20 protein-coding genes are annotated in these 24977 nt (G+C 70.8%); 5 read left to right on the top strand and 15 right to left on the bottom strand.

From position 1 onward, the window contains the following. Positions 1–22: 22 nt before the first annotated feature. On the top strand, positions 23–1150 hold the full coding sequence (locus AFR_RS00435) for a PP2C family protein-serine/threonine phosphatase (RefSeq protein ID WP_023357317.1): 1128 nt from the start codon (positions 23–25) through the stop codon (positions 1148–1150). Here the strand turns inward: AFR_RS00435 and AFR_RS00440 are convergent. Beyond that, complete coding sequence (locus AFR_RS00440; protein WP_023357318.1) at positions 1147–1356, bottom strand: hypothetical protein; 210 nt, start codon at positions 1354–1356, stop codon at positions 1147–1149. The two genes, AFR_RS00435 and AFR_RS00440, sit on opposite strands and share 4 nt — an antisense overlap. Before the next feature lie 258 nt (positions 1357–1614). Between AFR_RS00440 and AFR_RS00445 the strand changes: the two genes are divergently transcribed. Further along, entirely contained in the window at positions 1615–3471 is a 1857-nt protein-coding gene (locus AFR_RS00445; RefSeq protein WP_023357319.1) for an acyl-CoA dehydrogenase, read from the top strand. A 51-nt stretch (positions 3472–3522) separates the two neighbouring features. On the opposite strand, the gene AFR_RS00450 is transcribed toward AFR_RS00445, so the two are convergent. Then, positions 3523–4038: a SixA phosphatase family protein gene (locus AFR_RS00450; protein WP_023357320.1), complete on the bottom strand. Its 516-nt coding sequence runs from the start codon at positions 4036–4038 to the stop codon at positions 3523–3525. Positions 4039–4142: 104 nt separating this feature from the next. On the opposite strand from AFR_RS00450, the gene AFR_RS00455 reads away from it, so the two are divergent. Continuing rightward, entirely contained in the window at positions 4143–4436 is a 294-nt protein-coding gene (locus tag AFR_RS00455) for a DUF6458 family protein (RefSeq protein ID WP_023357321.1), read from the top strand. 53 nt (positions 4437–4489) lie between these two features. Here AFR_RS00455 and AFR_RS00460 read toward each other — a convergent pair whose 3' ends face one another. Continuing rightward, the gene (locus tag AFR_RS00460) at positions 4490–5338 is read right to left on the bottom strand and encodes an SDR family oxidoreductase (RefSeq protein WP_023357322.1); all 849 of its coding nucleotides are present in this window, start codon (positions 5336–5338) and stop codon (positions 4490–4492) included. Between the two features lie 132 nt (positions 5339–5470). Here AFR_RS00460 and AFR_RS00465 point away from each other — a divergent pair, with 132 nt between their 5' ends. Further along, positions 5471–5827, top strand: a complete 357-nt coding sequence (locus AFR_RS00465; protein ID WP_041840482.1) for a winged helix-turn-helix transcriptional regulator — start codon at positions 5471–5473, stop codon at positions 5825–5827. Here AFR_RS00465 and AFR_RS00470 read toward each other — a convergent pair. The 8 genes from AFR_RS00470 to pdhA form a co-directional block, all read right to left on the bottom strand. Then, complete coding sequence (locus AFR_RS00470; protein WP_023357324.1) at positions 5809–6603, bottom strand: alpha/beta fold hydrolase; 795 nt, start codon at positions 6601–6603, stop codon at positions 5809–5811. The genes AFR_RS00465 and AFR_RS00470 overlap by 19 nt on opposite strands. Next, positions 6596–7273: a PAQR family membrane homeostasis protein TrhA gene (gene trhA / locus AFR_RS00475; protein ID WP_023357325.1), complete on the bottom strand. Its 678-nt coding sequence runs from the start codon at positions 7271–7273 to the stop codon at positions 6596–6598. The genes AFR_RS00470 and trhA overlap by 8 nt, the downstream gene beginning before the upstream one ends. 46 nt (positions 7274–7319) lie before the next feature. Then, the gene (locus AFR_RS00480; protein WP_023357326.1) at positions 7320–9104 is read right to left on the bottom strand and encodes an NHL domain-containing thioredoxin family protein; all 1785 of its coding nucleotides are present in this window, start codon (positions 9102–9104) and stop codon (positions 7320–7322) included. A 69-nt stretch (positions 9105–9173) separates the two neighbouring features. Next, positions 9174–13052, bottom strand: a complete 3879-nt coding sequence (locus AFR_RS00485; protein ID WP_023357327.1) for an LppU/SCO3897 family protein — start codon at positions 13050–13052, stop codon at positions 9174–9176. Between the two features lie 299 nt (positions 13053–13351). Next, complete coding sequence (locus tag AFR_RS47040) at positions 13352–13489, bottom strand: hypothetical protein (protein ID WP_023357328.1); 138 nt, start codon at positions 13487–13489, stop codon at positions 13352–13354. A 164-nt stretch (positions 13490–13653) separates the two neighbouring features. Further along, a complete protein-coding gene (locus AFR_RS00490) occupies positions 13654–15102 on the bottom strand; it encodes a dihydrolipoamide acetyltransferase family protein (RefSeq protein WP_023357329.1) in 1449 nt (482 codons plus the stop codon). 5 nt (positions 15103–15107) lie between these two features. Then, positions 15108–16091: an alpha-ketoacid dehydrogenase subunit beta gene (locus tag AFR_RS00495; RefSeq protein WP_041841627.1), complete on the bottom strand. Its 984-nt coding sequence runs from the start codon at positions 16089–16091 to the stop codon at positions 15108–15110. After that, a complete protein-coding gene (gene pdhA, locus AFR_RS00500) occupies positions 16088–17263 on the bottom strand; it encodes a pyruvate dehydrogenase (acetyl-transferring) E1 component subunit alpha (protein ID WP_023357331.1) in 1176 nt (391 codons plus the stop codon). Before pdhA ends, AFR_RS00495 begins: the two co-directional genes overlap by 4 nt. Before the next feature lie 419 nt (positions 17264–17682). Between pdhA and AFR_RS46610 the strand changes: the two genes are divergently transcribed. Then, positions 17683–19365, top strand: a complete 1683-nt coding sequence (locus AFR_RS46610) for a hypothetical protein (RefSeq protein WP_023357332.1) — start codon at positions 17683–17685, stop codon at positions 19363–19365. 52 nt (positions 19366–19417) lie between these two features. Here the strand turns inward: AFR_RS46610 and AFR_RS00510 are convergent, their stop codons facing one another. The 4 genes from AFR_RS00510 to AFR_RS00525 are packed head-to-tail and all read right to left on the bottom strand — an operon-like array spanning position 19418 to position 24684. Beyond that, positions 19418–19996, bottom strand: a complete 579-nt coding sequence (locus tag AFR_RS00510; protein ID WP_023357333.1) for a Uma2 family endonuclease — start codon at positions 19994–19996, stop codon at positions 19418–19420. Between the two features lie 7 nt (positions 19997–20003). Further along, entirely contained in the window at positions 20004–21227 is a 1224-nt protein-coding gene (locus AFR_RS00515) for a hypothetical protein (protein WP_023357334.1), read from the bottom strand. Between the two features lie 35 nt (positions 21228–21262). After that, positions 21263–22942, bottom strand: a complete 1680-nt coding sequence (locus AFR_RS00520; protein WP_023357335.1) for a GTPase family protein — start codon at positions 22940–22942, stop codon at positions 21263–21265. After that, entirely contained in the window at positions 22939–24684 is a 1746-nt protein-coding gene (locus AFR_RS00525) for a dynamin family protein (RefSeq protein ID WP_052359614.1), read from the bottom strand. The genes AFR_RS00520 and AFR_RS00525 overlap by 4 nt, the downstream gene beginning before the upstream one ends. Between the last annotated feature and the right edge of the window lie 293 nt (positions 24685–24977).

Consider the following 24977-nt stretch of genomic DNA (forward strand, 5'->3'; position numbering starts at 1 on the left):
CAGTCGCCCACGTCGATCAGGCATGCTGTTCGGCGTACCCATGCCTAAGTTTCCGTCGGGCCGCGGCCCGCTCAGCCCAGCCTCCCGCGCCGGACTCGGCGCGGCCCTCGTGATGCTCGTGGTCGTCTCGGCGGTCGAGCTGGCGGACGGCCCCCAGGCCAACTTCGTCGGGCTCTACGCCGCGGTGCCTTTCCTGGCGGCCGTCTTCGCCTACTGGCAGACGGTGCTGGTGGTCGGCGCGCTGGCCACGGTCGTGGGCATGGCGTTCGCCGGTGCGGACGCGCGGTTCGACACCGTCGGTCTGGTCAACGTCGCCGGCATCATGCTGGCCACCGCCATCGCCGCGGCGGTCGCGACCGTGCGGCAGCGTCAGGCCGACCGGATCGCTGAGCTCCTGCGACTCGCCGCCGTCGCCCAGCAGGCCGTGCTGCGGCCGCTCGGCCCGCAGGTGGGCAACCTCGCGGTGGCGGGCCGCTACATCTCGGCGTCGGCCGCGGCGGACATCGGTGGAGACCTCTACGAGGCCCTCGACACCCCGTACGGCGTACGGATCATCATCGGCGACGTGCGGGGCAAGGGGCTCGACGCGGTACGCCTGGCGAGCATCGTGCTGGGGTCGTACAGGCATGTGGCGTTCGAACGGGCCGACCTGCGCGCGATCGTCACGGACCTGGACCGGGCCGTGGCTCGCAGCGTCGGTGACGAGGACTTCGTGACCGCGGCGCTGGTCGAGGAGCGCGGTGGCACGCTCACCATCGTCAACTGTGGACATCCGGCGCCGCTGCTGCTGCGCCGTGGTCAGGTCATCGCACTGGATCCGCCCGCGCCGGCACCGCCGCTGGGCTTCATGCCGGTGGCCCGGCCGCGCGTGGAGCGGCTCGAGCCCGGCGACCGGCTCCTGCTCTTCACGGACGGCCTGGGCGAGGCGCGCCGCGAGGGAGAGTTCTTCCCGACCGCCGACCGGGCGTGGCGGCTGCTGGGCCACGGTACGGTCGGCGACGGCCTGGCTTCACTGGAGACCGCGCTGGTCGACTGGGTGCACGGGCAGCTCGAGGACGACATCGCCCTGGTGCTGCTCGAGTACGGCGGTCCCGACGGCGGTGCGACCGTGGGGATGCCGAGCTGGGAAGTCGGCGCGGCCGGTAGCTAGCTCTTGTCGCCGCCGGGTTCGTCCACCGCCGGCGTGGCCGGTGGTGCGGGTGCGAGTGTCGCCTCCGGTGCGGGCGACGGCGCGGGGATCACGGCGACCGTGGCGCGAGCAGCGATCGTCTCGGGCTGCCGGTGCCGTCCCACGTAGTGACGCGGCTGGTCCGCCTGGCGAGGCTCGGGAATCAGACTTTTGATCGTGGCGAACATCAGGACCTCCCCGGGTCGGCGTACGTCCTTCACGTACATCCGGAGCAACGACCCGCTGAGCCCGTCGATACGTCTGCGCGGCGTGGTGGCTTGCAAATGGCCGAACGGTTGTCCCGGTTCCCACCCGATCGGAGACGTTTGACCCCCAAGACGACGGACAGCAAATGATCGAAGCGGACTTGTCGGGCCCTACCCGTGGGTAATACAGTGGGTGTTACTGACGGGTAACTCGCGTCCGGAGAGCGGGGCCAAGAACACATGAGCCATTACAAGAGCAACCTGCGTGACCTCGAGTTCAACCTCTTCGAGGTCTTCGGGGCTGATCGTGCGTTCGGCCAGGCGCCGTTCGAGGGCATCGACGCGGACACCGCACGTGACGTGCTCGCCGAGGTGAACCGCCTCGCCCGCGAGGACCTGGCGGCGAGCTACACCGACGCCGACCGCAACCCGCCGCGGTTCGACCCGGCGACCCACACGGCCGACCTGCCGGAGTCGTTCAAGAAGTCGTACGCGGCTTTCATGGCCTCCGAGTTCTGGCGCCTCGACCTTCCGGAGAGCCTCGGCGGCACGTTTGCGCCCCGCGCTCTGTGGTGGGCGATCGCCGAGCAGATCCTCGGCTCCAACGCCCCGGTCTGGATGTACTCGTCCGGCCCGTCGTTCGCGCACGTGGTGGACGTCGAGGGCACCGAGGAGCAGAAGAAGTGGGCGCGCCTTTTCGTCGACAAGCAGTGGGGCTCGACGATGGTGCTCACCGAGCCCGACGCGGGCTCCGACGTCGGCGCCGGCCGCACGCGGGCGATCCCGCAGGCCGACGGCTCGTGGCACATCGAGGGCGTCAAGCGCTTCATCACCTCGGGTGAACACGACCTCAGCGACAACATCATCCACTACGTGCTGGCCCGTCCGGTCGGCGTCGAGGGTGTCGGCGGCCCGGGCACCAAGGGCCTCTCGCTGTTCATCGTGCCGAAGTACCACTTCGACGGCGAGACCGGCGAGCTGGGCGAGCGCAACGGCGTCTACGCGACCAACGTCGAGCACAAGATGGGCCTCAAGGTCTCCAACACGTGCGAGATGACCTTCGGTGAGAACGGCACGCCCGCCCAGGGCTGGCTGCTCGGCGAGGTGCACCAGGGCATCCGGCAGATGTTCATGATCATCGAGTACGCCCGGATGATGGTCGGCACGAAGGCGATCGCCACCCTCTCGACGGGTTACCTCAACGCCCTCGAGTACGCGAAGAACCGCGTACAGGGTGCGGACCTGGTGCAGAACACCAACAAGGCCGCGCCGCGGGTCACGATCACGCACCACCCGGACGTCCGCCGCTCGCTGATGCTGCAGAAGGCGTACGCGGAGGGTCTGCGCTCTCTCGTGATCTACACGGCGACCTGGCAGGACAAGGTCGCCATCGCCGAGGCCGCCGGTGACACCGAGGCCGTCGCGGCCGCCAGCCGGGTCAACGACCTGCTGCTGCCGCTGGTCAAGGGTGTCGGCTCCGAGCGGGCCTACGAGCTGCTCGGTCACGAGTCGCTGCAGACCTTCGGCGGCTCGGGCTTCCTCCAGGACTACCCGCTGGAGCAGTACGTCCGCGACGCCAAGATCGACACCTTGTACGAGGGCACGACGGCGATCCAGAGCCTCGACCTGATCTTCCGCAAGATCGTCAAGGACCAGGGTCAGGGTCTGGCGACACTCGCGACCGAGATGCAGGAGTTCATCGACACCGAGGCCGGCAACGGCCAGCTCAAGGTCGAGCGTGCTTCGCTCGGCCGTGCGCTCGGCGAGATGCAGACCATCCTGGGCATCCAGATGGGCTGGCTGCAGGCCGTGCAGGGCGGCGAGACCCGCGAGCTCTACAAGGTGGGTCTCACGTCGCGGCGGGTGCTGCTGGCGCTCGGCGACGTGGTGGTCTCCTGGCTGCTGCTGCGCGGTGCCGAGGCTTCCCTCAAGGCGCTGGGCACCGAGATCAGCGCGGCCGACAAGACCTTCTACGAGGGCAAGGTGGCGGCGGCGCGGTTCTTCGCCCGCGAGATCCTGCCCCGGATCGGCTCGGACCGCCGGATCATCGAGAACACCACCCTCGACGTGATGGATCTCGCCGAAGAGGCTTTCTGATCTCTGGGTAAGGCAAAAGGCCGGCGGACAACGATGTCCGCCGGCCTTTTTCTATCCGCGGGCGGTGTGGGCCAGGACCAGCGGGAGCGAGCCCGGCTCGGTGTCCGACCAGCTTCCTTCGGCCCGGTGTACGGCCAGACCGGACGTCTTCAAGCTTTCCAGCACGGCGTTCTCCTCCCACGGGCGCAGCAGGATGGACACGTCGGACATGGTCGGGTTGTGGCCGATGACCAGCACGGTGTGCACGGTGTCCGGAACGGCGCGGAGCAGATCGATGACCTCGGTGCGCCCGCCGTCGTAGAGGCTCTGCTCGTAATGCACCTCGGGTGAGTGCGCGTCGGGATCCGCCTGGGCCATGGCGACCGAAACGCCCTGCCACGTCTCCCGGGTCCGGGCGGCCGTCGAGCAGATCACCAGTCCCGGACGCAGCCGCTCGTCCGCCAGCCAGGAGCCGGCCGCGTCAGCCGCCGAACGGCCCGCCGCGGTGAGGTGACGATCGAAGTCGGGCAGCTCACCGGGGGTCTCGGCCTTGGCGTGACGCAGGAGCACGAGGGTGCGAACGGTCATGCGATCAGCTTGCCTGATTGAGCGTCGCGTCGCCTGGGTAGGACACACCCCATCGACGTATTGCCGCGGCTCGGTGCGGCAGCCACGAGCCAAGGAGGCCACCAATGGGCATCGGCGGAAGTATCTTCCTACTCGCGCTGGGCGCGATCCTCGCGTTCGCCGTGAACGCGGACATCAGCGGACTGGACATCAACGTTGTCGGCTACGTGCTGATGCTGGCCGGACTGATCGGCCTCGTCGTCACGATCTGGTACTGGAACAGCCGTCGCCGTCCGGCCGTCGTGCAGACGCAGCGGCCGGTTGTCAGCAACGACCCCGCGTACCGCGACGGTGAGGTTGTCGAGGAGTACCGCGAGACCACGCGGCGTCAGCCCCCGCCGCCGCCGTACGGCGCCTGATCACAGCAAGCAGAACGGGGGTGTCCTGGTGGACACCCCCGTTTTGCTGTGTCTCAGGCCAGTTCGGCGCGGACCGCGTCGGCCAGCGGGGTGGCCGGGCGGCCGAGGAGCTGCGCCAGGTCCCCGGCGCCGGTGTCGAGCAGGCCCACGGAGGCACCCCGGTCCGAGTCGGCCAGCACGGCCGCGAACTGCTCGGGCAGGCCGACACCGACGAGGAACTCCTGGTACTTCTCCTGCGGCAGGTTCGTGTAGCCGACCTCCTGGCCCGACTGCCGCGAGACCTCGGCGGCCAGCTCGGTCAGGGTGACGGCTTCGCCACCCAGCTCGTACGCCTGCTTGTCGAGGTTGTCGGCGACAACCGCAGCAGCGGCGGCCTCGGCCAGGTCGGCGCGGGTGGCAATGCTGATCTTGCCCTCGCCGGCGGCGCCGAACAGGCCGTGCTCCAGCGCACCCTTGACGTTGTAGTTCTCCAGGTACCAGCTGTTGCGCAGGAAGTGCACGTCCGGGATGCCGGAGCCGGCCAGGGCCTGCTCGGTGGCCCGGTGCTCAACGGCGATCATCATGTCGGACGTGTCGGCGTACGGGGCGCTGGTGTAGACGACCTTGCTGATGCCGGCGTCCTTGGCCGCGGCGACCACGTTCGCGTGCTGCTCGAGCCGCTTGCCCACCTCGCTGCCCGAGACGAAGAGCAGCTTGTCGGCGCCGGCGAACGCCTTGCGCAGCGACTCGGGATCCTCGTACGACGCGTGGATGACGCGGACGCCGCGGTCGGCCAGGTCCTGGATCTTCTCGACGCTGCGGCCGATCGCCACGATCTGGTCGGCGGGCACACCGCGCGAGAGCAGCGACTCGACGGCGACGCGGCCGAAGTGTCCGGTGGCGCCGGTGACGACGATGGTCATAGCGAACTCCTCAACGTTCATGTGTGGCGGTCGGTCGGCCGCCACACTGCACAACAAGGCAGGTCGAGGATCACTTCCCAAGAGAGAGTGAGCACCTTGAAGTGCAGTACGCACCTGAGGGATAGTGTCCTGGTGGAGACAAGTGTGTACGCCAAGGACTGCCCCAGCCGGCAGGTGCTGGACCGCATCGGCGACGCCTGGAGTGTGCTCATCGTCGGCTCGCTGGCCAACGGACCCCTGCGCTACACCGAGCTGGCCCACCGCATCCCCGGCGTGAGCCCGAAGATGCTCACCCAGACGCTCCGCGCCCTCGAACGCGACGGTCTGGTGACGCGGACGGTCCACGCCGTCGTGCCGCCCCGCGTCGACTACGCGCTGACAACCCTCGGGCGCAGCCTGCTCGGCCTGGTCAACGCGCTGCAGGAGTGGGCCGAGACGCACATCACGGACGTCATCGAGGCCCGGGAGGCCTACGACACCCGGGTCTGAACGAGCCAGTCCAGCGCCGCCGGGGCGTGCTCGAGGATCGACAGGTGGCCGTCCCCGGGGTGCAGCCACAACTCGGCTCCGGGGATGTGCCGGGCCAGCCACTCGCCGTGCGAACCGGGCACCGTGAGGTCCGAGCCGCCGTGCACGATCAGCACCGGTGCGGTGATGCTCGCCGGGTCGAAACCCCAGGGCGCGACGTAGGCCAGGTCGTCGTCGATCAGGGCGGCGGGGCCGGCGGCCAGGGCCGGGTTGACCACCTCGAGGATCCACGACCACGGGCCGCCGAACATCGCCAGGTCCTTCGGCGTGAAGCCGGGCTCGGCCTCCGTGGCCTCGGCCTCGTGACGTTCCTTGGCGGCACGACCCTCGGTGGCGGCGCGCAGGGAGGCGACACCCGAGGGCGCCATGCCGGCGAACCAGTCGATGCCCTCGGCGCCGTACGGGGCGAGCCCGGAGATGCTGACCGCGGCAGTGACGCGATCCGGGAGCAGTGCGGCGGAGGCCAGTGCGTAGGTTCCACCGCCGGAGTGACCCATCACCGCAAAACGATCGAGCTCCAACTCGTCCGCGATCCGGGCGACGTCTTCCGCGGCCGAGGCGATCGAGCGCCCCGGACGTGCGGCCGATCCGCCGTACCCGGGACGGTCGTACGAGATCCAGCGGACGTCGTCGCGGAAGAGCGGGACCGGCGGGGCGCCGAGATTGGGTGTCCCGTGGTGCCAGATGATCGGCGTGCCGTCGCCACCGGTGTCGTAGACGTGCAGATCGTCAGGCATACAGAGCAAGGTAGATGGCGATGTGGTGACAGGTCGCAGCGACCAGCGTGCACGCGTGGAAGAACTCGTGGTGGCCGAAGACCGTGGGCCACGGGTTGGGCCGCCGCATCGCGTAGAAGACCGCGCCGACGCTGTAGATCAGGCCACCGGCGGCGAGCAGCACCAGATCGGCCACCCCGCCGTTGCGGAGGATGTCCGGCAGGATCGCGACGGCACCCCAGCCAAGGGCCAGGTAGAGCGGCGCGCCGACCCAGCGGGGCAGGTGCGGCCAGATGCTCTTGAGGGCGACGCCGCCGATCGCGCCGGTCCAGATCAGGCTCAGCATGACGGTCGCCTTGGGCCGGTCCAGCAGCAGGATGCAGAACGGCGTGTAGGTGCCCGCGATGAAGATGAAGATCATCGAGTGGTCCAGCCGCCGCATGATCTGGTAGCCGCGCTCGGTCCACTCCAGCCGGTGGTAGAGCGCACTGATCCCGAACAGGCCGCACACGGTGATGCTGTAGACGAGGGTGCTCAGGAAGGGCGCGACGCCGGGGCGGGTGGCGGCGATCGAGCACAGAACCACGCCGCTGACCAGGGCCACGAAGAACGCGTACTGGTGCAGCCGGCCGCGGAGACGCGGCTTGCCGAGATCAACACGCTTCATCTTGAACGGTGCTGAGGTCGTCACGACTCCAGGTTACGGCACCGTAGGTTACTTGGAAGTAACATGCGTCTCAGGCGTCCAATCCGCGAAGGATGAGCGGAAGGCGACTTGGTGCACCTGGCTCCACGACGACCGGAACACCCCAGTCCTGACGAGTCAGGTGACAAGCGGCGTGCTCGACGTCCGCGTCACAGGTGGCGGCCTGAGCGACCACCTGCAGGATGCCTTTCGGCACGTCCGGATTGAGGACGAGCCGGCGCGACAGCTCGGTGGTCGTGCCCTCGCCCTCCAGCAGCAGCTCCGGCGGCGCGGCGGAGACCACCAGGCGGGTGGACGGCCCGAACGACGTGTCCAGCTTCTGACCCGGCGCCGGGGTGAAAACGACGTCCAAGGTCACCTCGCCCGGCGCCAGCGGCGAAGGCGGGCGCTCGGTGCGGTGCCGCTCACCCGCGACGGTCTTGACCACGCCCGGCGCGAGCCGCACCAGGCGGTGCGCACCCGACTCGACCACGATCACCGCACCGTCACGGGTCACCAGGACGTCACTGGGCTCCGACAACCCCGAGTCCACTGTCGACACAGTGCCGTCCGCGGGATCGAAGCGGCGGACAGCGCCGTTGTAAGTGTCCGCGATCAGCACCGAGCCGTCCGGCAGCGCCCCGACACCCAGCGGGTGCTGCAACAGGGCGTCCTGCGCCGGGCCGTCCACGTGCCCGAAGTCGAAAAGCCCCTGGCCGACGGCGGTGTGCAACTCGCCCGCCTCGATCCAGCGCAGGGCCGAGGTCTCGGAATCCGCGATCCACAGGCGGTCGCCGGCGGCCGACAGACCCGAGGGCTGAGCCATCCACACATCCGGCAGCTTGCCGTCACGCAACGACTCGACGGTGGTGCCCGCGTAGACACCGGTGCGGCCGGTCGCCGGGTCGAACCACCAGAGCTGGTGAATACCCGCCATGGCGATGATCACCTGGTCGGCGTACCAGGCCAGGTCCCAGGGTGACGAGAGCGCCTTGCCGTCGTCGTCGGCGGAACGCCACGGGCTGCCGGTGCCCGCGATCGTCGTGACCTCGCCGGTGTCGAGTCTCAGCCCGCGCAGAAGATGATTGACCGTGTCCGCGACCACCACGTCGTAGTCGGCGGTGCCGGTCGGAAGCAGGCAGAGACCCTGCGGCTCGGAGAAACTCGCCGTCTCCGCCGACCCATCGGTACGGCCACGCTCGCCCGTGCCGAAACGGCGGACCAGCGTCTCGCCGTCCGGGGAGAGCTCCGCCAGCGAATGCCGGGCCGAGTCGGAGACCAGCAGATTGCCGTTCGGCAGCTCGATCACCTTGCCCGGGAACCGCAGCAGCGTGTCGGGCGCGACCGGTGGCACGTACGGGCCGTCGCCGCGGTGCAGCGTGCCCTTCGCCTCGTGCGTCGTGATCAACTCGTCGATCAGCCGCACCAGACCCTCGGCGTGGCCCTCGCCAGCCATGGAGGCCACCACGTAACTCTCGGGGTCGATCACCGAGAGGGTCGGCCAGGCCTTGGCGGCGTACTGCTGCCACATCGTCATGTCGGCGTCGTCGAGAACAGGATGATGCACGCCGTACCGCTCGACAGCGGCGGCCAGAGCCTCGGGATCACGCTCATGCTCGAACTTCGGCGAATGCACCCCGATGATCACCAGGGCGTCGCCGTACTTCTCCTCCAACGGCCGCAACTCGTCCAGGACGTGCAGGCAGTTGATGCAGCAGAACGTCCAGAAGTCGAGCAGGACCACCTTGCCGTGCAGGTCGGCAAGGGTGAGAGGGCGGCCACCGGTGTTCAGCCAGCCCCGGCCCCGGAGCTCCGGGGCGCGTACGCGCGCGGTCATGCAGCAATCGTGCCCGACGCGCGGGCCCCGGACAGGCCGGGGTCACCGCGCTTCGCGCACGTCACATCGTCAGGTACGCGGCTTGAGGCAGAGCACCTGCGTACGGCCGTTGTCGGTGGGGTTCACCACGTACGGCTGCTTCTGGTCCGGGCACTGCTCCTTGGTGTCGACGATCGCCGTCACCTCGAACGAACCCGCATCACTGCAGCTCGCGGTGACCGCCGCATCGCCGTTGCGCTTGACACAGTCGCCCGCCTTGACCGAGAAGCTGCTGCCACCGCTCGGGGCGCCGTCGTGCGAACCACGGGCGATCAGCCAGGTGACACCCAACGTCAGACCGACGATCAGGCCGGCGCCGAGGATCACACCCAGGATCACAGGCAGCATGCGTACGTGGGGGGTCTCGGGCTTGGCGGCCTGCGTCGAGACAACCTCGGGAGCATCCGGCTTGAACGAGTCGAACCGGCCCTGGTCGGCGTCCTCGGACTCCGGGCGGTTCGGCCAGCTTGCCGTCTGATCCGGTCCGGGCGGCGTCACCGTCGCCCGGCTGGCCGGACCCGGGAAAACCCCGCCCATCCGCGGCCGATCACCGAACGGCTGCGTCGAGTCCGGCGACTGCGCCGGCGGGAAGCCGTTCTCCAGCGGAGGCGCGGCGTGCATCGACGGCAGGGCCGGTGCGGGCACGTAGGGCTGCTCGGCGGACTGGTTGCGCCCTGACACATCCGTGGTGTGCTCGCTGTACAGGTCCGGAGGTGTGGTCCGGCCGGCGGGATTGCCCGGCACGGGCCCGGGCTGACCCGGCTGACCGGGCCGGCCACGACCGGCGATGTCCGTGGTGAACTCGCTGAACGCCTGCGGGTTCCGCTCGTCCGGCGCGTCACCCTGGGCGGGCGGCGAGAACGGCTGACCGGGCGGGCTGACGCGGGCGCTGGCGGTGGCCCGGCCCGACGGGCGACCGGGCTGCGCGCCACCCGAGGTCGGCGCAGCGCCGAACGCACCGGAAGTGGGCGCAGCACCGAAGGCACCCGACGTGGGTGCAGCGCCGAACGCGCCTGAGGTGGGCGCCTCGGGTGCGGCGCCGTATGCGCCCGAGGTCGGCGCGGCGTCGGGTGTGCCGGGGCCGTCGAACGGGCCGGGGCGTCCGGCCTGGTCGGGTGCCGGGCGGCCGTCAAAAGCGGCACCGAAGGCACCCGAGGCGGGCCGGGGCGCGAAGGGATCGTCCTGCGGCGGGCCGCCGAAACGGGACCGCTCGTCGGACTGGCCGTCAGCCGAGGGCGCGAACGGTCCGGACGCGCCGGAGACCGGGCGGCCGTAGGTGTTGTCAGCACTCTCCGGCGGACGGCCGTAGGGGTGCTCGGCACTTTCTGCCGGACGACCGTACTGGTTGTCGCCACCTGCGGCGGGACGACCGTACTGGTTGTCGCCACCTGCGGCCGGGCGACCGTACTGGTTGTCGCCGTCTGCGGCCGGACGACCGTAAGGGTTCTCGTCACGCGGCGGGCGGGCGTAGGGGTTCTCGTCCGACTCGGGTGGGCGGCCGTAAGGACCGTCGCCTGTCTCGGGCGAGCGGCCGAAGGCCTCGGCTGCCTCGGGCCGGCGGTCGTGAGAACCGTCATCTGACTCGGGCGAGCGGCCGAAGGGGGCCTGGTCCGACTCGGGTGGGCGGCCGTAAGGACCGTCGCCTGTCTCGGGCGAGCGGCCGAAGGGGCTCTCGCCTGCTTCCGGCGGGCGGCCGTAAGGACCGTTACCCGCCTCGGGCGAACGGCCGTAGGGGCTTTCGTCTGCCTCGGCCGGACTGCTGAAGGGGCTCTCGCCTGCCTCGGGCGGGCGGCCGTAAGGGTTCTCGTTCGACTCGGGCGGGCGGCCGTAAGGAGCGTCAGCGTCCTTGGCCGGCGGGCGGCCGTAAGGACCGTCGGGCTGCGGGGCGAACGGGCTCTCGGCGGCGTAGGGCGTCTCCGGCGCCTGACCGTAGGCACCCGACGTGGGTGCGGCGTCCCGGGCTCCGGAAACGGGCACAGGGCCGCGGGCGCCCGAGGTCGGCGCCGCACCGGACGACTCGTCCTGGTCCGGGGTGTCGTCGGCGGGGGCCGGGCGGCCGTAGACCCTGGACTGCGGGTTGGCCGGCGGCGGCGGAAGCTCTTCGGCGTCCGCGGGCGGGCTGACCCGGCTCGCGACCGGTACGGAAGCGCTCGCCGACACCGGACGGGCGGTGCCCTTCGCGGGGCCGGGACGGTCGGCGGCCTCGGGCTGCTCGGCGGGGTCGCGCGGCTGCGGCACGGCCGCGGCGTTGCGGGGCTCGGCGACCACGGGAGCGCCCGCGTTGCCGAAGGAGGCTCCCGGGACGCGCTGGGCGTAACCGCTGCTGCTTTCGGGCCGGCTGGTGTCCGGTGAACCCGTGGCGGCGAACGAGGCGCCGGGGACACGCTGGGCGTAACCGGCCGGGCCGCTGCGGTCCTGCTGGTCGTCTTCGCCCTGCGGGTCGTCGAAACGACCGGCGTCGGGCTCGCCCGGGCGGTCGCCGAAGGGGCGGCGCGGTTCGTCGCCGTCCGAGGAACCCCGGGACGGGAAGTCGCCGCCGCGCGCGTTGTCACCGTCGGCCGGGGTGCGGCCGTAGGGGCCGTTGTCAGCGTCGCTACGAGCGGCGAAGCCGTCGCTGTCGGCCGGGGAGGCCTCACTCCGCTGGGCGAAGGGGTCACCGCTCTGGGCAGGGAACGGGCCGTTACGGGCCGGGAGTGCGCCGTCGTCCGCGGACCCACTGTCGCCGCGCGGGGCGAAGGGGGCGCCGTCCTGCGCGTTGCCGCGAGCGAACGGGTCACCGCCCTGGACCGGGAAAGAGCCACTGCCGGCGCCGTTGCGGGAGGGCGGCGCGGAGCCGTCGTCGCCGCGCTGGGCGAACGGGCCGGAATCCTGGGCCGGGAAGGCGCCCGAGCCGTTGCGGACGGAGTCGTCCGGGGTGGCGAAGGCGCCACTGCGGGCCGCCAGCGCTCCGCTGTCGGGGTTGCTGCCTGCCGCGTAGCCGCTGCTGCCGGTGTCGGAACCGCCGCGGACCGGGAAGCTGGCGTTGCCGGGGCCGCCGCGCAGCGGGAAGCCGCCGCTGTCGGACAGGCCGCCGTTGCCGCGGGCCGGGGGACTGTCGGCGAGCGGGCCGTCCGGCAGACCGGTCAGGGTTGCGCCGGGGACGCGGACACGCTGGTCGCCGAACGCGGACACACCGGGAGCGCGGCTCGGCATGTCGGCGTCGTCGGGACGGGCCGAGCCGAACGCCGGCTGCTCTGCCGGGGGCTGGTTGAAGCCGGGGCGCTCGAACGGTGAGTGATTTTCACCGGGGGTGCGCCGGGGCATCTCCGGGCCGCCGGCCGGGCGTGCGGCCTCGGCGGGCTGGCGCGTGGGGGTGAAGCCGTTGAAGTCGCCGACCGGTCCGTCGAGCGGGCCACCGGCCACACCGGGGTTGCGCTGCGGCAGCTCGCCGACGCTTCCGCCACGGTACGGGTGAGGCTCGGCCGCACGCGGGGCGAACGGGTTTTCCTCCGGCGGAGCACTCGGCTGCGCGGACGGCGGGGGAGCCCAGGCGGACTGCGGTGCCTCGGGAGCCGCGGGCGGGCGCTGCGGAAGCGCACCGGGCTCGGGCACACGGGCGGAGCCGCTGGAGGTGAACTTGGCTGCTCCGGGCCCGAAAGCGGGACCGGGCTGCTGAGGCGCGGGCGGCGGCGGCTGATTTGCCGGCGGGACCGCGGGCACCACGAACGGCGAGCCGCCGTTGGGCGTGGTGTGGGGCGGGGGCCCGTACGCGCTGGGGAAGGACTCCTGCGCGTGCGGATAGGACGGTGCGCGATCGGGGGCCGACCGGCCGTCCGAGTCGGGGGGAAAACCGTCGGCGCCGAACGGGTCGGCTCCGCTGCCCGACGTGGGCCCCGGCTGCTGACCGGCGTGCTGGCCCTCGGACGTCATACGCGCCTCCTCCATGACTGTCGGCCGTGCCAGCTTTGCACGGACGCGGCCGACCCTGCAGAGCTGGGCGTCGCCCGGTCAGTTGTCCCCGGCCGGCCGAGCCGGGGCGGTTGACCGTGCCCAACCGTACCGGTCGTTGCGGACGGGAGGAATCCCGGTGTACGCCGTCCGGAGCGTGACGGTGAGCTGAAAATCACGTTGATGGGTAGCGGTTGGTCCGCAAATGCCCTGATTGGAACGTCAACGGCCCGCCCGGAGAACCGGGCGGGCCGTCGGCTGCGGCGTCGATCAAAAAATGATCAGAAGACGCGCTGCTGGCTGAAGATCGCGATCTCGTTACGCATGGACTGCGTGGGCGCGGACGACAGCGCGCGCTCGATGGCGCGGGCGTCACGCTTGGCGTTGCGGCGGTTGCGGATGCGCTCGATGGTGCTCATGGTGGTGCTCACTCCCCTGGCCATCACTGGCCTCGTCTTTGGTGCCGTGTTCCGGCGCTGGCTCTATTTAACCGCGCCGGAACACAACATGCCAACGATTCAGAGGGTGATCCGGCTTACCCACCTACGGATCGTAGGTTGGGAAATCCGGTTGCCGACGAAAATCAGGTCCAGGAGAGCAGTGCGCCCTCCGGGTCCTCGAGGAAGCGGCCGATGTCACGCAGGAACTTCGAACCCAGCTCGCCGTCGACGATCCGGTGGTCGAACGACAGCCCGAGGGTGGTGACCTGGCGGATCTTGATCTTTCCCTTGTGTACCCAGGGCGTGGGACGGATCGCCCCGAAGGCCAGAATCGCGGCCTCGCCCGGCGGGAGGATCGGCGTGCCGGTGTCCACTCCGAACACACCCACGTTGCTGATCGAGAAGGTGCCGCCCGACATGTCCGACGGTGGCGTCTTGCCCGACTTAGCGGTTTGCACGAGGGCGTTCAAAGCATCTGCCAGCTCACGCAGCGTGAGGCGGCCGGCGTCCTTGACGTTCGGCACGATCAGGCCGCGCGTGGTTGCCGCCGCGATGCCGAGGTTGACGTAGTCCTTGACGACGATCTCGTTCGTCGCGCCGGACCAGGTCGAGTTGACCATCGGGTGCCGCTTGACCGCGAGCAGCACGGCCTTCGCCACCAGCAGCAGCGGCGAGATCCGCACGTCACGGAACTCCGGACGGGTCTTGAGCCGCTCGAGCGACTTCATCGACCGCGTCACGTCCACGGTCAGGAACTCCGTCACGTGCGGCGCGGTGAACGCCGAGGCGACCATGTTCTCCGCCGTGAGCTTCCGCACGCCCTTGATCGGGATGCGCTGCTCCCGCGAGGCGTCGAACACCGCTGCCGTTGCCGCCACCGCCGGCCGGGCGGTGACGGGTGCCGGGGGAGCCGCTGCCTTGTGTACGTCGTCACGGGTGATCGAGCCCAGCGGGCCCGTGCCGGCGATGGACGCGAGGTCGACGCCGAGGTCGCGGGCGAGCTTGCGCACGGGCGGCTTTGCGAGCACCGGCCCCGCCGGCCGCACTGAAGCGGCAGGCGGAGCAGCTGTGGGCCCCGGTGTCACGATATTTGGTGCCACTCCGGCGCGTGGTGATCCGGCGTCAGCCGCCGGAGGCGGGGTTGGGGGTGCTGCGGTTGTGGAGCCGTTGGGCGTACCGATGCGGGGTCGGCGTTTGGCGGTTGCGGTTTTCGGGCCGTAACCGACCAGCACGGCCGTGCGGCCGCCCGGAGCCGGACCACCGATCATGCCGGGCTCGACGGAGCCTTCGGCCGGCGCGACCTCGACGGCCGCGAGCGATTCGGCGGACGGGAGCGGGCCCGCGCCCGGGTCGGTGTCGATGGCGATGATCGGCGAACCGACCTCGACCGTCGCACCGGCCTCGTAGAAGATCTGCGTGACCACGCCCGCCCACTTCGCGGGGAGCTCGACGGCCGCCTTGGCCGTCTCGACCTCGGCGATCATCTGATTGAGCTCGATGGTGTCGCCGACCTCGACGAGCCAGGACAGGATCTCGCCCTCGGTCAGACCCTCACCGAGGTCGGGCATGGTGAACTCTTTGATGCGGGACATCGGCGTCACCAGCCCAACGAACGGTCGATGGCGTCGAGCACCCGGTCGAGATCGGGGAGGTACTCCTCCTCGACGCGCGCCGACGGGTAGGGCACGTCGAAGCCCGTCACCCGCAGCACCGGCGCCTCGAGGGAGTAGAAGCACTCCTCGGTGATCCGGGCGGCGATCTCGGCGCCGAGGCCGAGGTTGCCGGGGGCCTCGTGCACGACCACGGCCCGGCCCGTCTTGCGGACCGAGTCGTAGACCGGGCCCAGGTCCAGGGGCGAGAGGGTACGCAGGTCGATGACCTCCAGCGTGCGCCCGTCCTCGGCAGCGGCCTGAGCCGCGTCGAGGGCGGTCCGGACCATCGGGCCGTACGCGATCACGGTCGCGTCCGAACCCTCACGCGCCACCCGCGAGGCGTGCAGCGGGAAGGTCGACGGCGTGTCGAGGTCGACCGCACCCTTCTCCCAGTAGCGGCGCTTCGGCTCGAAGAAGACGATCGGGTCGTCCGAGTTGATCGACTGCTGGATCATCGCGTACGCGTCGGCCGGGTTCGAGCACGTCACGACCTTGAGGCCCGGGGTGTGCGCGAAGTACGCCTCGGGGGACTCGGAGTGGTGCTCGACCGCGCCGATGCCGCCGCCGTAGGGGATGCGGATGACGATCGGCAGCCGCACGTTGCCCAGCGAGCGGTAGTACATCTTCGCGACCTGCGCGACGATCTGGTTGTAGGCCGGGAAGACGAACCCGTCGAACTGGATCTCGCAGACCGGCCGGTAGCCGCGGATGGCCAGACCGACCGCGGTGCCGATGATGCCGGCCTCGGCCAGCGGGGTGTCGATGACGCGGTCCTCGCCGAAGTCCTTCTGCAGGCCGTCGGTGATCCGGAAGACGCCGCCGAGCTTGCCGACGTCCTCACCCATGATGACGACCTTGGGGTCGTTCTCCAGGGCCCGGCGCAGACCGTGATTGAGGGCTTTGCCAAGAGTCAATGTCTCGGTCATCAGTGGTCGCTCCCCTCGAAGGAGGCCTGGTACGCGGCGAACTGCTCGCGCTGCGCGTCGACCTCGGGCGAACCCGTCGGGTAGACGTGGTCGAACATCGAGACCGGCTGCGGGTCCGGCATGGCCAGGACACGCTCGCGCAGGTCCAGGGCCAGGGTGCGGGCCGTGTCGTCGACCTCGCCGAAGAACGAGTCGTCGGCGAGCTGCTGCTTGGTCAGGAACGCCTTGAGCCGGCTGATCGGGTCCTTGGCCTTCCACGACTCGACCTCGCTCGCGATGCGGTAGCGGGTCGGGTCGTCGGAGCTGGTGTGCGCGCCCATCCGGTAGGTGTACGCCTCGATCAGCGTCGGCCCCTGACCGTTGCGGGCGTTGTCGAGAGCGGCGCGGGTCACGGCGTAACTGGCCAGCACGTCGTTGCCGTCGATGCGGACACCCGGGAAGCCGAAGCCGGCCGAACGCCGGTAGAGCGGGATCCGGGTCTGGCGCTCCAGCGGCTCGGAGATCGCGTACTGGTTGTTCTGGCAGAAGAAGACCATCGGGGCGTTGAACACGCCGGCCCAGACGAACGCCTCGTTGACCTCACCCTGGCTGGTGGCGCCGTCGCCGAAGTACGCGATGACCGCCTCGCCGTCGGGGGTGCCGGTCTTGCCGTCCATGGTCACGCCCATGGCGTAGCCGGTGGCGTGCAGCGTCTGCGACCCGATGACGATCGTGTAGCCGTTGAACTTGTACTTGTTGGCGTCCCAGCCGCCCTGGTCGACCCCGCGGAACAGGCCGAACGGCATGATCGGGTCGATGCCCCGGGTGTAGAGGACACCGTGCTCACGGTAGGTCGGGAAGGCCATGTCCTGCGGTCGCAGCGCGCGGCCCGAACCCACCTGCGCGGCCTCCTGGCCCAGCAGGCTGGCCCAGATGCCCAGCTCACCCTGCCGCTGCAGGGCGGTCGCCTCGGCGTCGAGGCGGCGGACCGTGACCAGGTCCCGGTAGAGCTCGCGGTACTCGTCGTCGGTGAAGTCGACCGAGTACGTCACGCCGTCCGCCGTGGTGACGCTGTCGATGCGTTCACCGCCGGGCGTGAGCAGCTGAACGAAACCGCCCGCCGGCGCGTCACTGCCCGGCGATCGATCCTCCGCCGGTAGTGGCGCAGCGCCGACTTCGCTTTCGCCGTTCGCCATGCGTGTCTCCCTGTTTCATCTCTGCGCCCACGGCGGGTGTTGCCCGTCCGCGCGGCGGACCGCTGGGGTTCGCCGCGCCTGACCCGGGTGAGGTTGCCGCGCGGCTGTTCGACGAGATCAAAGACCCCGCCGGGGAGTGACGGCCCCCACCGCGCCCCGCTGATCTTGCAGCCGGCGACGGCGGCGGTGCCGTCGACCCCATCCTCGCACTGAACGTGAGGGTCGCCACAGGTCAGGTCGATCACAGATCCGAAATCTTGCGGAGCCATTGCTGCCCGTGTTTGTCCTATTAAGCGGTTTTCGTGCCATCACTTCCGTCTGAACGGACCCAATTCACCGCTGCCCGAACGGCCGGCCGTCGTTCACCCCGATAGCCGAGTCCGATCCAAGTTGATCTTTACGTACAGGGGGTGGTGGCCATGCCGGAGCAACCGGACGACGACGGGCTCGTGCCACCGATCAAGGTCATGCGCAAGCGTCTCAACGGCGTCTACAGCGCCGAACGAGGCTTCGCCGGACCCACCCGCCGCTACGTGCTGATCGTCGCCATGCTCGTCGGCCTCGCCTCCCTGCCCACCCTCGCGGCGATCACCGCCGGATCGAACGAACTCGACGACGGCCGCACCGGGGCGATGGACGTGCCCTTCATCCCGCCGGCGTCGACCGGGCCGGTCCAGGTCCGGCCGACCGCCTCAGCCGGGACCGGCACACCGTCGCCGGACGCTTCCGAGCCCGTGCAGGGCCAGGCCCAAAAACGCAAAACCAAGCCCAAGGGGTACGCCCAGAGCAACCGCGGCGCAGAATCGCCAGACCCGTCCCGGGACCGTGGCGACGACTCGGGCTCAGCCTCCGGCAACGGCAACGGCAACGGGTCTGGCCGCGGCAACGGGACCGGCTCTGGTTCTGGGAGCGGCTCGAACTCCGGTTCTGGCACTGGTTCCGCCTCGGGCGCAGGCGACGGCTCGGGTTCCGGCAGCGGCTCGGGCTCCGGCTCTGGCAGCGGCTCTGGCTCGGGCTCAGGTTCTGGCAGCGGCTCGGGTTCTGGGTCTGGCTCGGGTTCCGGGTCCGGGTCAGGTTCTGGCTCGGGTGCTTCGCCGGAGCGGCCCGCGAAGCCGGCGCCCGGCCTGCCGTCCATTCCGTCGAAGCCGGCTGTGCCTGACGAGTCCCAGCAGATTCCCGACTTTCCCGATGAGCCCGATTCCCCGGACGATCCGCCCGGCCATTCCCCCGGGGATGACAGCGGATCGAACGGCGGCGACGGCCACTCCGGTTCGGACGGCGACGGTTCGAACGATGGCGGCGACGGCCACTCCGGCTCGGACGGCGACGGTTCGAACGATGGCGGCGACGGCCACAACGGGTCGGACGGCGACGGTTCCAACGATGGCGGCGACGGCCACAACGGGTCGGACAACGGCGGTTCGAACGACGGCGGATCAGACGGTGGCTCGGGCCACGGCGGCTCGGGCCACGGGGGCGCTGGCGACGGTGACTCCGGCCAAGGGGGCACAGGCGACGGTGACTCGGGCCATGGCGGCTCGGGTGACGGTGACGGTGACGGGCCGGTGAAGCCGCCGGCCAAGCCGGTCCGTCCGCCGTGGTGCTGGGACCGCACCGACTGTTCGGCCCGGCCGTCGCACCATCACCGCCCGGACAGGTCCCGTGACAAGGACTGCGATGACTCCCGCACCGAGCGGGACAGGAGCGGCAAGCAGCACCGTCGCTCAAAGATCACGGAAGCACCGGACCGTGAGGACGCCGGCTCATCGCCGGTCCCGGCCCGGAAACCCGTCAGCATCCGGTCGGTGAAGGCCGCCCGGACCGACTCAAGCCGGAGGTCAGAAGTGACCGAACGCCCGCAGAACCTCAGGCCCGCCCGAGGCGGCGACCGCACCCACAACAGCCACCGCTATCAGCAGTCAAGCTCTGACCGCGGCGGCGAGGGCGGCCCGACGGCAACGGCCCTCCGCGCCTACCGCGGCAGCCACCGCGCCGAACGCATGCACCGCGCCGACGACCGCACCGGCGCCCATCACCGCAGCTCCCGGGTCGGCCGCCACCACGCCGACCCGCAGCAACAAGACCACCAGAACCGCTGGTGACAAGGCCCCTCACCCGGCGAGGTGGAGGTTCGCCGGGCGAGGAGGGGCCGCTTTAGACCGGGTCGACCCGCATGATCCGGGCGCGCCTGGCGATCAGCTGCGGAAGGTCGATCCGGACCGGCCATGGCGTCTCGGTCTCGAAGACTTCGGTCGTGTAGTGGGTCGCGAACCGGTATTGACCACCTGGTTCGTCCAGGACGAGCTCCGCGAGCGAGATCGTCGGCTTGTCGGCGTCCGGGACGACGATCCAGTAAGCGGGCACGCCGGCCCGGGCATACAGTGCGCGCTTGGTCTCGGTGTCCCGCAGAACCGAGGTGGGAGAGATGACCTCGACCACGAGCTGTGCACCGTCGATCGGAAACGGTGACTGCTGCAGATAGTCGGCGGGGGCCACGATCACATCAGGCCGCGGCTCGTTGTGATCGTCGATGGTCGCCGACTGATCCGTGCCGACAACAAAGGCTTCGGGAGCCGTGTCGCCCAGGACCAGTGCGATCCAGGCGGCGACGGCGTTGTGGTCGATCGTCCCGGACGGCGACACGATGAAGGTTCCTTCGATCAGCTCCCAGCGCCGCCCATCGCTGGGAAGCGCGTGCAGCTCCGCCGTCGTGTAGCCGTGGACGTCAGGCACTGCGAGGTCAGGAGTCGTCGGTGAGGCGGTGGCGGTTGGTTTCGATCCAGGCGTCGATGGCTTCGGCGTCGTTGGGGTCGACGCCTTCGGAGATCAGCTGGGCCACTGCGGCCGTTGCGGGGCTGCGCTTTTCGCCCGTTGCGTAGAGGCGGGCGAACTCCGGGATCATTTCTTCGACGACCGTGTCGGTTTGTTCGGCGGCCGCCGCCGGCAGGCCGCGTTTGCGGATGGCGTAGGCGGACCAGGCGCGGGTCACTCGGGGGAGCATGGCGGCGTCGTCCATGTCGAGGACAGCGCGGCGGTGGACCCAGTCGAGGAGGAACAGGCCGGCGACGGCCGGGCTCCAGCGCAGCGGGTCGGGCTCCGGGAGGCTGGCGGCGTGGTCGAGGATCAGGCTGAGGCAGAAGTGCAGTGAGGCGAGTTCGTCGTCGGCGGAGACGTCGTTGAGGGTGAAGCGGGCTGCTTCCGGTGAGGACAGGAAGTCGCGGAGGAGGCGTTCGCGGTCGGGGCCGCTGAGCTCCGGCGGCTCGGTGAGCTGCGGGACCGTCGACGCCGGGAGCAGGGCCAGCCTGGCTGTGGCCAGGGCGCGGTCGGTGGCGAGGTTGCCGTCGGCGGGCAGGTCGCTGAGGCCGTCGGTGATCTCGAGGTGTTTGCTGACCTCGCCGCGGAGGCGGCCGGCGTCCTCCTCGCGGAACCAGGTGAGCTCGTCGGTTGCGCACATCTCGCGGACCTGGCCGAGGATGCGTTCGGCGGGGCCGCCGACGAACACGTCCTTGGTGATGCCGATGTTGTGGTCGACGAGGGCCACCACGGCGTGCTCGGGGCCGCCGTCGTCGGTGTTGTCGTAGGCAAACGTGACCAGGTAGGACGTCTGGTCGCCGTACACATCGCCGTACGCGTAACAGCCGGTGGGCCGGACCTTGCCGAGCTGCTCGGTCCAGACGGGGGCTTGGGGGCCGCGGCGGACCTCCTGCGCTCCCTCGGCGTCCGGGACGAGGGCCGCGAAGACTTCACGGATGGTCGTCGCCGAGGCTGTGCGGCGCCGGGTGGTCGCGCTGAGGAACTGGCCGACGAACTCCCGGACTGCCGTGGCGCGGTCGGTGGCCGCCACGGAGTACACGCTGCCCAGGAGTGCGGTGCCCAGCATCTCGGCGTCGAGGGCGCAGTCGAGTTTGGCCACGTCACGGGCCGCGTGCAGGACCGCGTCGTATGGAGTCTGGGGTGCCGCCATGCCGCCGAGCCTACCGGTAAGGCCGACCGCGGGCCCTATTCCGAACGGACGACCGTGAGGGCCTCGCGTGCCTGTGCGTACCCGTTCAGGACCTCGCGGACGGGGGCGACAACGTACTCCCGGGCGACCTCGGTGACCGATGTTCGCAGGCGTTGCTCGGCGCGGCGACCGGCGCGTTTGGCGCCCAGGTTGACGATCGGGCGCAGAAGCATGGCCAGCAGCAGGCCCAGGAGCAGGCCACCCAGCAGCAACAAGGTCGGCAGGGGCACGTCGCCGACCTTGGGGTCGTTGAGCTCCGGCAGGCCGATGATGCGGACGGCGTACCCGGCGATGAGCCAGCCCAGGCCGACCACGGCCGCGAGGGTGAAGAGCAATTGCAGCAGCCCGACGACGGTCCACCAGATCGGTTTGCGGCTCATGCCCAGGTCGGTCTTGGCGACGGCCCGGTCCAGGGCGTCCGGCAGGTCGCCGAGGCGGGACCGGGAGGCGGTGTTCAGGGCGGGCGCCCAGACCTCGGGGATCGGCGCGGCGGCCCGGGCCGCCACGGCCCGCACGGACAGACCGACCGCGGACTTCTGCGCCGCGTCGGCCTCCGGCAGAGACGTACGCGAGACAGGCACCAGATCAGTCGAAGGCTCGGTCTTCTCCGTCGACAGGTGGAGACGTTTGAGTGGATCCGGCCGCAGCTTGCGGACACCACGGATCAGCGGCCACCCGGTGCTCGCAACAGCCCGATGCCTGTACGCGTTCGCCGTCGCCGAAGCCACCGCGGGCACCCCGGCCGAAGCGGCGAGCGCGTCGCTGAGCTGGCGTACCGTCGCGCGGTCGACCTCGTCCTCGGCGGCGGGCGGTCCGATCGTCTTCTCGAGCTGCTCGGCGACCGCGTCGAGGTCGCCGGAGAGGCGGCGGAGCGCGGCCTGGCGTTCGGCGACGGTTTGCTCCAGGGCCGCCCGCAGCTCGGTCAGCATGCCGGGCTGCTTCGCGGAGGTCGCCAGGGCCGGCACGTCCGTCAGGCCGTCCTCGACGAGCAGGCGCTTGAGGTCGGTCAGGACGATCTCGGTGTCGGCGGGCGAGAGCCGGTCGGCCTGGTTGAGCACGACGATGGTGATGTCGCTGTGCTGCTTGAACTGCTTCAGGTAGGCGTTGTGGAGGACGCGGTCGCCGTATTTCTGCGGGTCGACCACCCACACGACCTGGTCGACGAGTCCGAGCAGGCGGTCGACCTCGAGGCGGTGGCCGCGTTCGATCGAGTCGAAGTCGGGCAGGTCGAGCAGCACGAGCCCGCGCAGGGCGGCCTCGTCGTCGCCGTCGAGCGCGCTCTCGCGGATGAAACGCTGCCGGGGCAGGACGCCGACCCAGTCGAGCAGCTTGTTGGCCTGCTCGAGCGGGCCCCAGACGCAGGCGTGCGCCACACCGGTGGTCGGGCGGCGGACGCCCACCGGCGACAGCTTCAGCCGGGCGAGGGCGTTGAACAGGCTGGACTTGCCGCTGCCGGTGCTGCCGGCGAGCGCAACAACCGTGTGGTCCTGGGAGAGCGCGAGGCGGCTGCCGGCCCGCTCGACCAGCGTGTGCGCGGCAACCAGGTCGTTGTCCGGCAGGTACGGGTCGGTGACACGCAGGAACCGCTGCAGGGCGTCGAGCCGCGCGACGAGTTGTTCGGCGTCCACGCGGTCGTCACGCGTCAGAGCGTGCTTGACCCGCTCGACGAGGCTCATGACGGCGTCCCGGTCAACGCGACTTCCTCCCTGGCCTGCTCGACCTCGGCCGCCGCACGCCGCAGCGTGGCCGCCGGTTCGAGCTCGAGCCCGACTGCGGCGGTGCGGTCCGTGTATCGGGCCGCCTCCGTGTCGAGCAGCACGTTAACCCGCTTGAGAAGTTCCTCGCGCGCCCGGGTGGCCAGCGTCCGGATCGCCTGGTCACCGAAGATCGCCTCGAGCACCTTCTGCGCGGCGATCGTGGTGCCCGCACCGACCGCCACCTCGGCGCCGGTCGGGATGAAAGCCGTCGACGTGAAGACCGCGACCATCACGGTCAGACCCACACCATTGACCGCGTACGCCGCACCGCGCGCGACGATGCGTTTGTCGCCGGCTTCCTGGCGGACCAGGTCGAGCACGTACTGCTGCCAGTCACGGATCACCCGTTCGGCGCGTTCCGGCAGGTCGGGGGAGGCCTTCTGCAGCGACGGGTCGAGCAGCGCGACCCCGGCCGGGTGCGCCTGCCAGGCGGAGTAGGCCTGTTCGGCCGCATCGGCGGCGACACCGCGCAGCAGCGTGACCAGCTGAGACTCCAGCGCGGCCTGGAGGTTGCGGCCGGGCGCCGGACGTCCGGTGATTGCCGCGACGACCTTGTCGCGCAGCTGACCGACACGCGACTCCAGCGTGCGGAGGAACTCCCCGGTCCCGACGAACTCCTGCCAGCGGGCCAGCACCTCACCGCGCAGGAGGCGTCCGTCCTGCAGACCGTCCTCCATGGTGCGACGGCTGGTGCGGTAGGCCGCGGTGACCCGCTCGTCGAGGGCCTTGGCCGCGAGCGCCTGCTCGTCGGCCGCTCCCGCGAGGCCTTCCACCGCGGGGCCGAGTGCGGCCAGCGCGCCGTCGAGGGTCTGCTTGACGACGGCCGCGCGGGCGTTCGAGTCCGACGCGAGCTGGGCGAACCAGTCGTGCAGCGGCCGCGTCACGTCCTCCGACAGCAGCCCCTGACCGTCCAGCGTGGATTCCGGCAGCACGAAGATCGGCGCCGCGCCCATGTCGCGCGCCGCGAGCATCTCGCCGAGGTGTGCCGAGACCTCGCCGGCGGCTTCGGCCGGCACGCGGTCCAGGACCAGCGCGATCACCGTGCCGCGCAGCCGGGCGGTCGTCAGCAGCTCCCACGGTACGGCGTCCGCGTAGCGAGCAGCGGTCGTCACGAACAACCACAGGTCAGCCGCAGCGAGCAACTGCGCGGCGAGCTGACGGTTGCGGTCGACGACCGAGTCGATGTCGGGTGCGTCGAGGAACGCCAGGCCGGGGCCGAGCGCGGGCGCCGAGACCAGCTGCAACGTCTGCGGATCGGTGGAGCTCTCCGCCGTACGCGTCAGGCCCGGCAGCAGCTGCCCCTGCCGGAACCACTGCGAGTCCGACGGGTGGCTGACCAGCACGGGCGACCGGGTGGTCGGCCGCAGCACACCGGCGGTGCTCACGGGCGCGCGGACGAGGCTGTTGACCAGCGTGGACTTGCCGGCGCCGGTGGAGCCACCGACAACCACGAGCAGGGGAGCGTCGAGCCGGGCGAGACGCGGCAGCAGGTAGTCGTCCAGCTGCGACACCAGCGCGCTGCCGATCCGCTTGGCCTCCTCGGCCGAAGGCATGACCAGCGGGTACGTCGCGCCGCCGATCGCCGCGCGCAGCCCCGACAGGGCGGTGGCGAGCGCACCCACGGAGGCGGGCGGCTCGACGGGCAGCGCGGGCTCGAGCACGGCAGCCGGCTCGGTCGCAGGCTCATCGACAAGCGTCGGCTCGTCAACTGCGACCGGTTCAGTCGCCGGCTCCTCGACGGCGACCGGTTCAGTCGCCGGCTCGTCAACGGTGATCGGCTTGGTGGCGGGCTCCCCGACGGCGACGGGTTCGGTGGCGGGCTCGTCAACGGTGATCGGCTTGGTAGCGGGCTCGTCGGCGGTCACCGGCTCGGTCGGGGGCTCGTCGACGAGAGTCGGTTCGTCGGCGGTGATCGGCTTGGTCGCGGGCTCGTCGACGAGAGTCGGCTCGTCCA

Source organism: Amorphoplanes friuliensis DSM 7358 (genome assembly GCF_000494755.1).
GTDB lineage: Bacteria > Actinomycetota > Actinomycetes > Mycobacteriales > Micromonosporaceae > Actinoplanes > Actinoplanes friuliensis.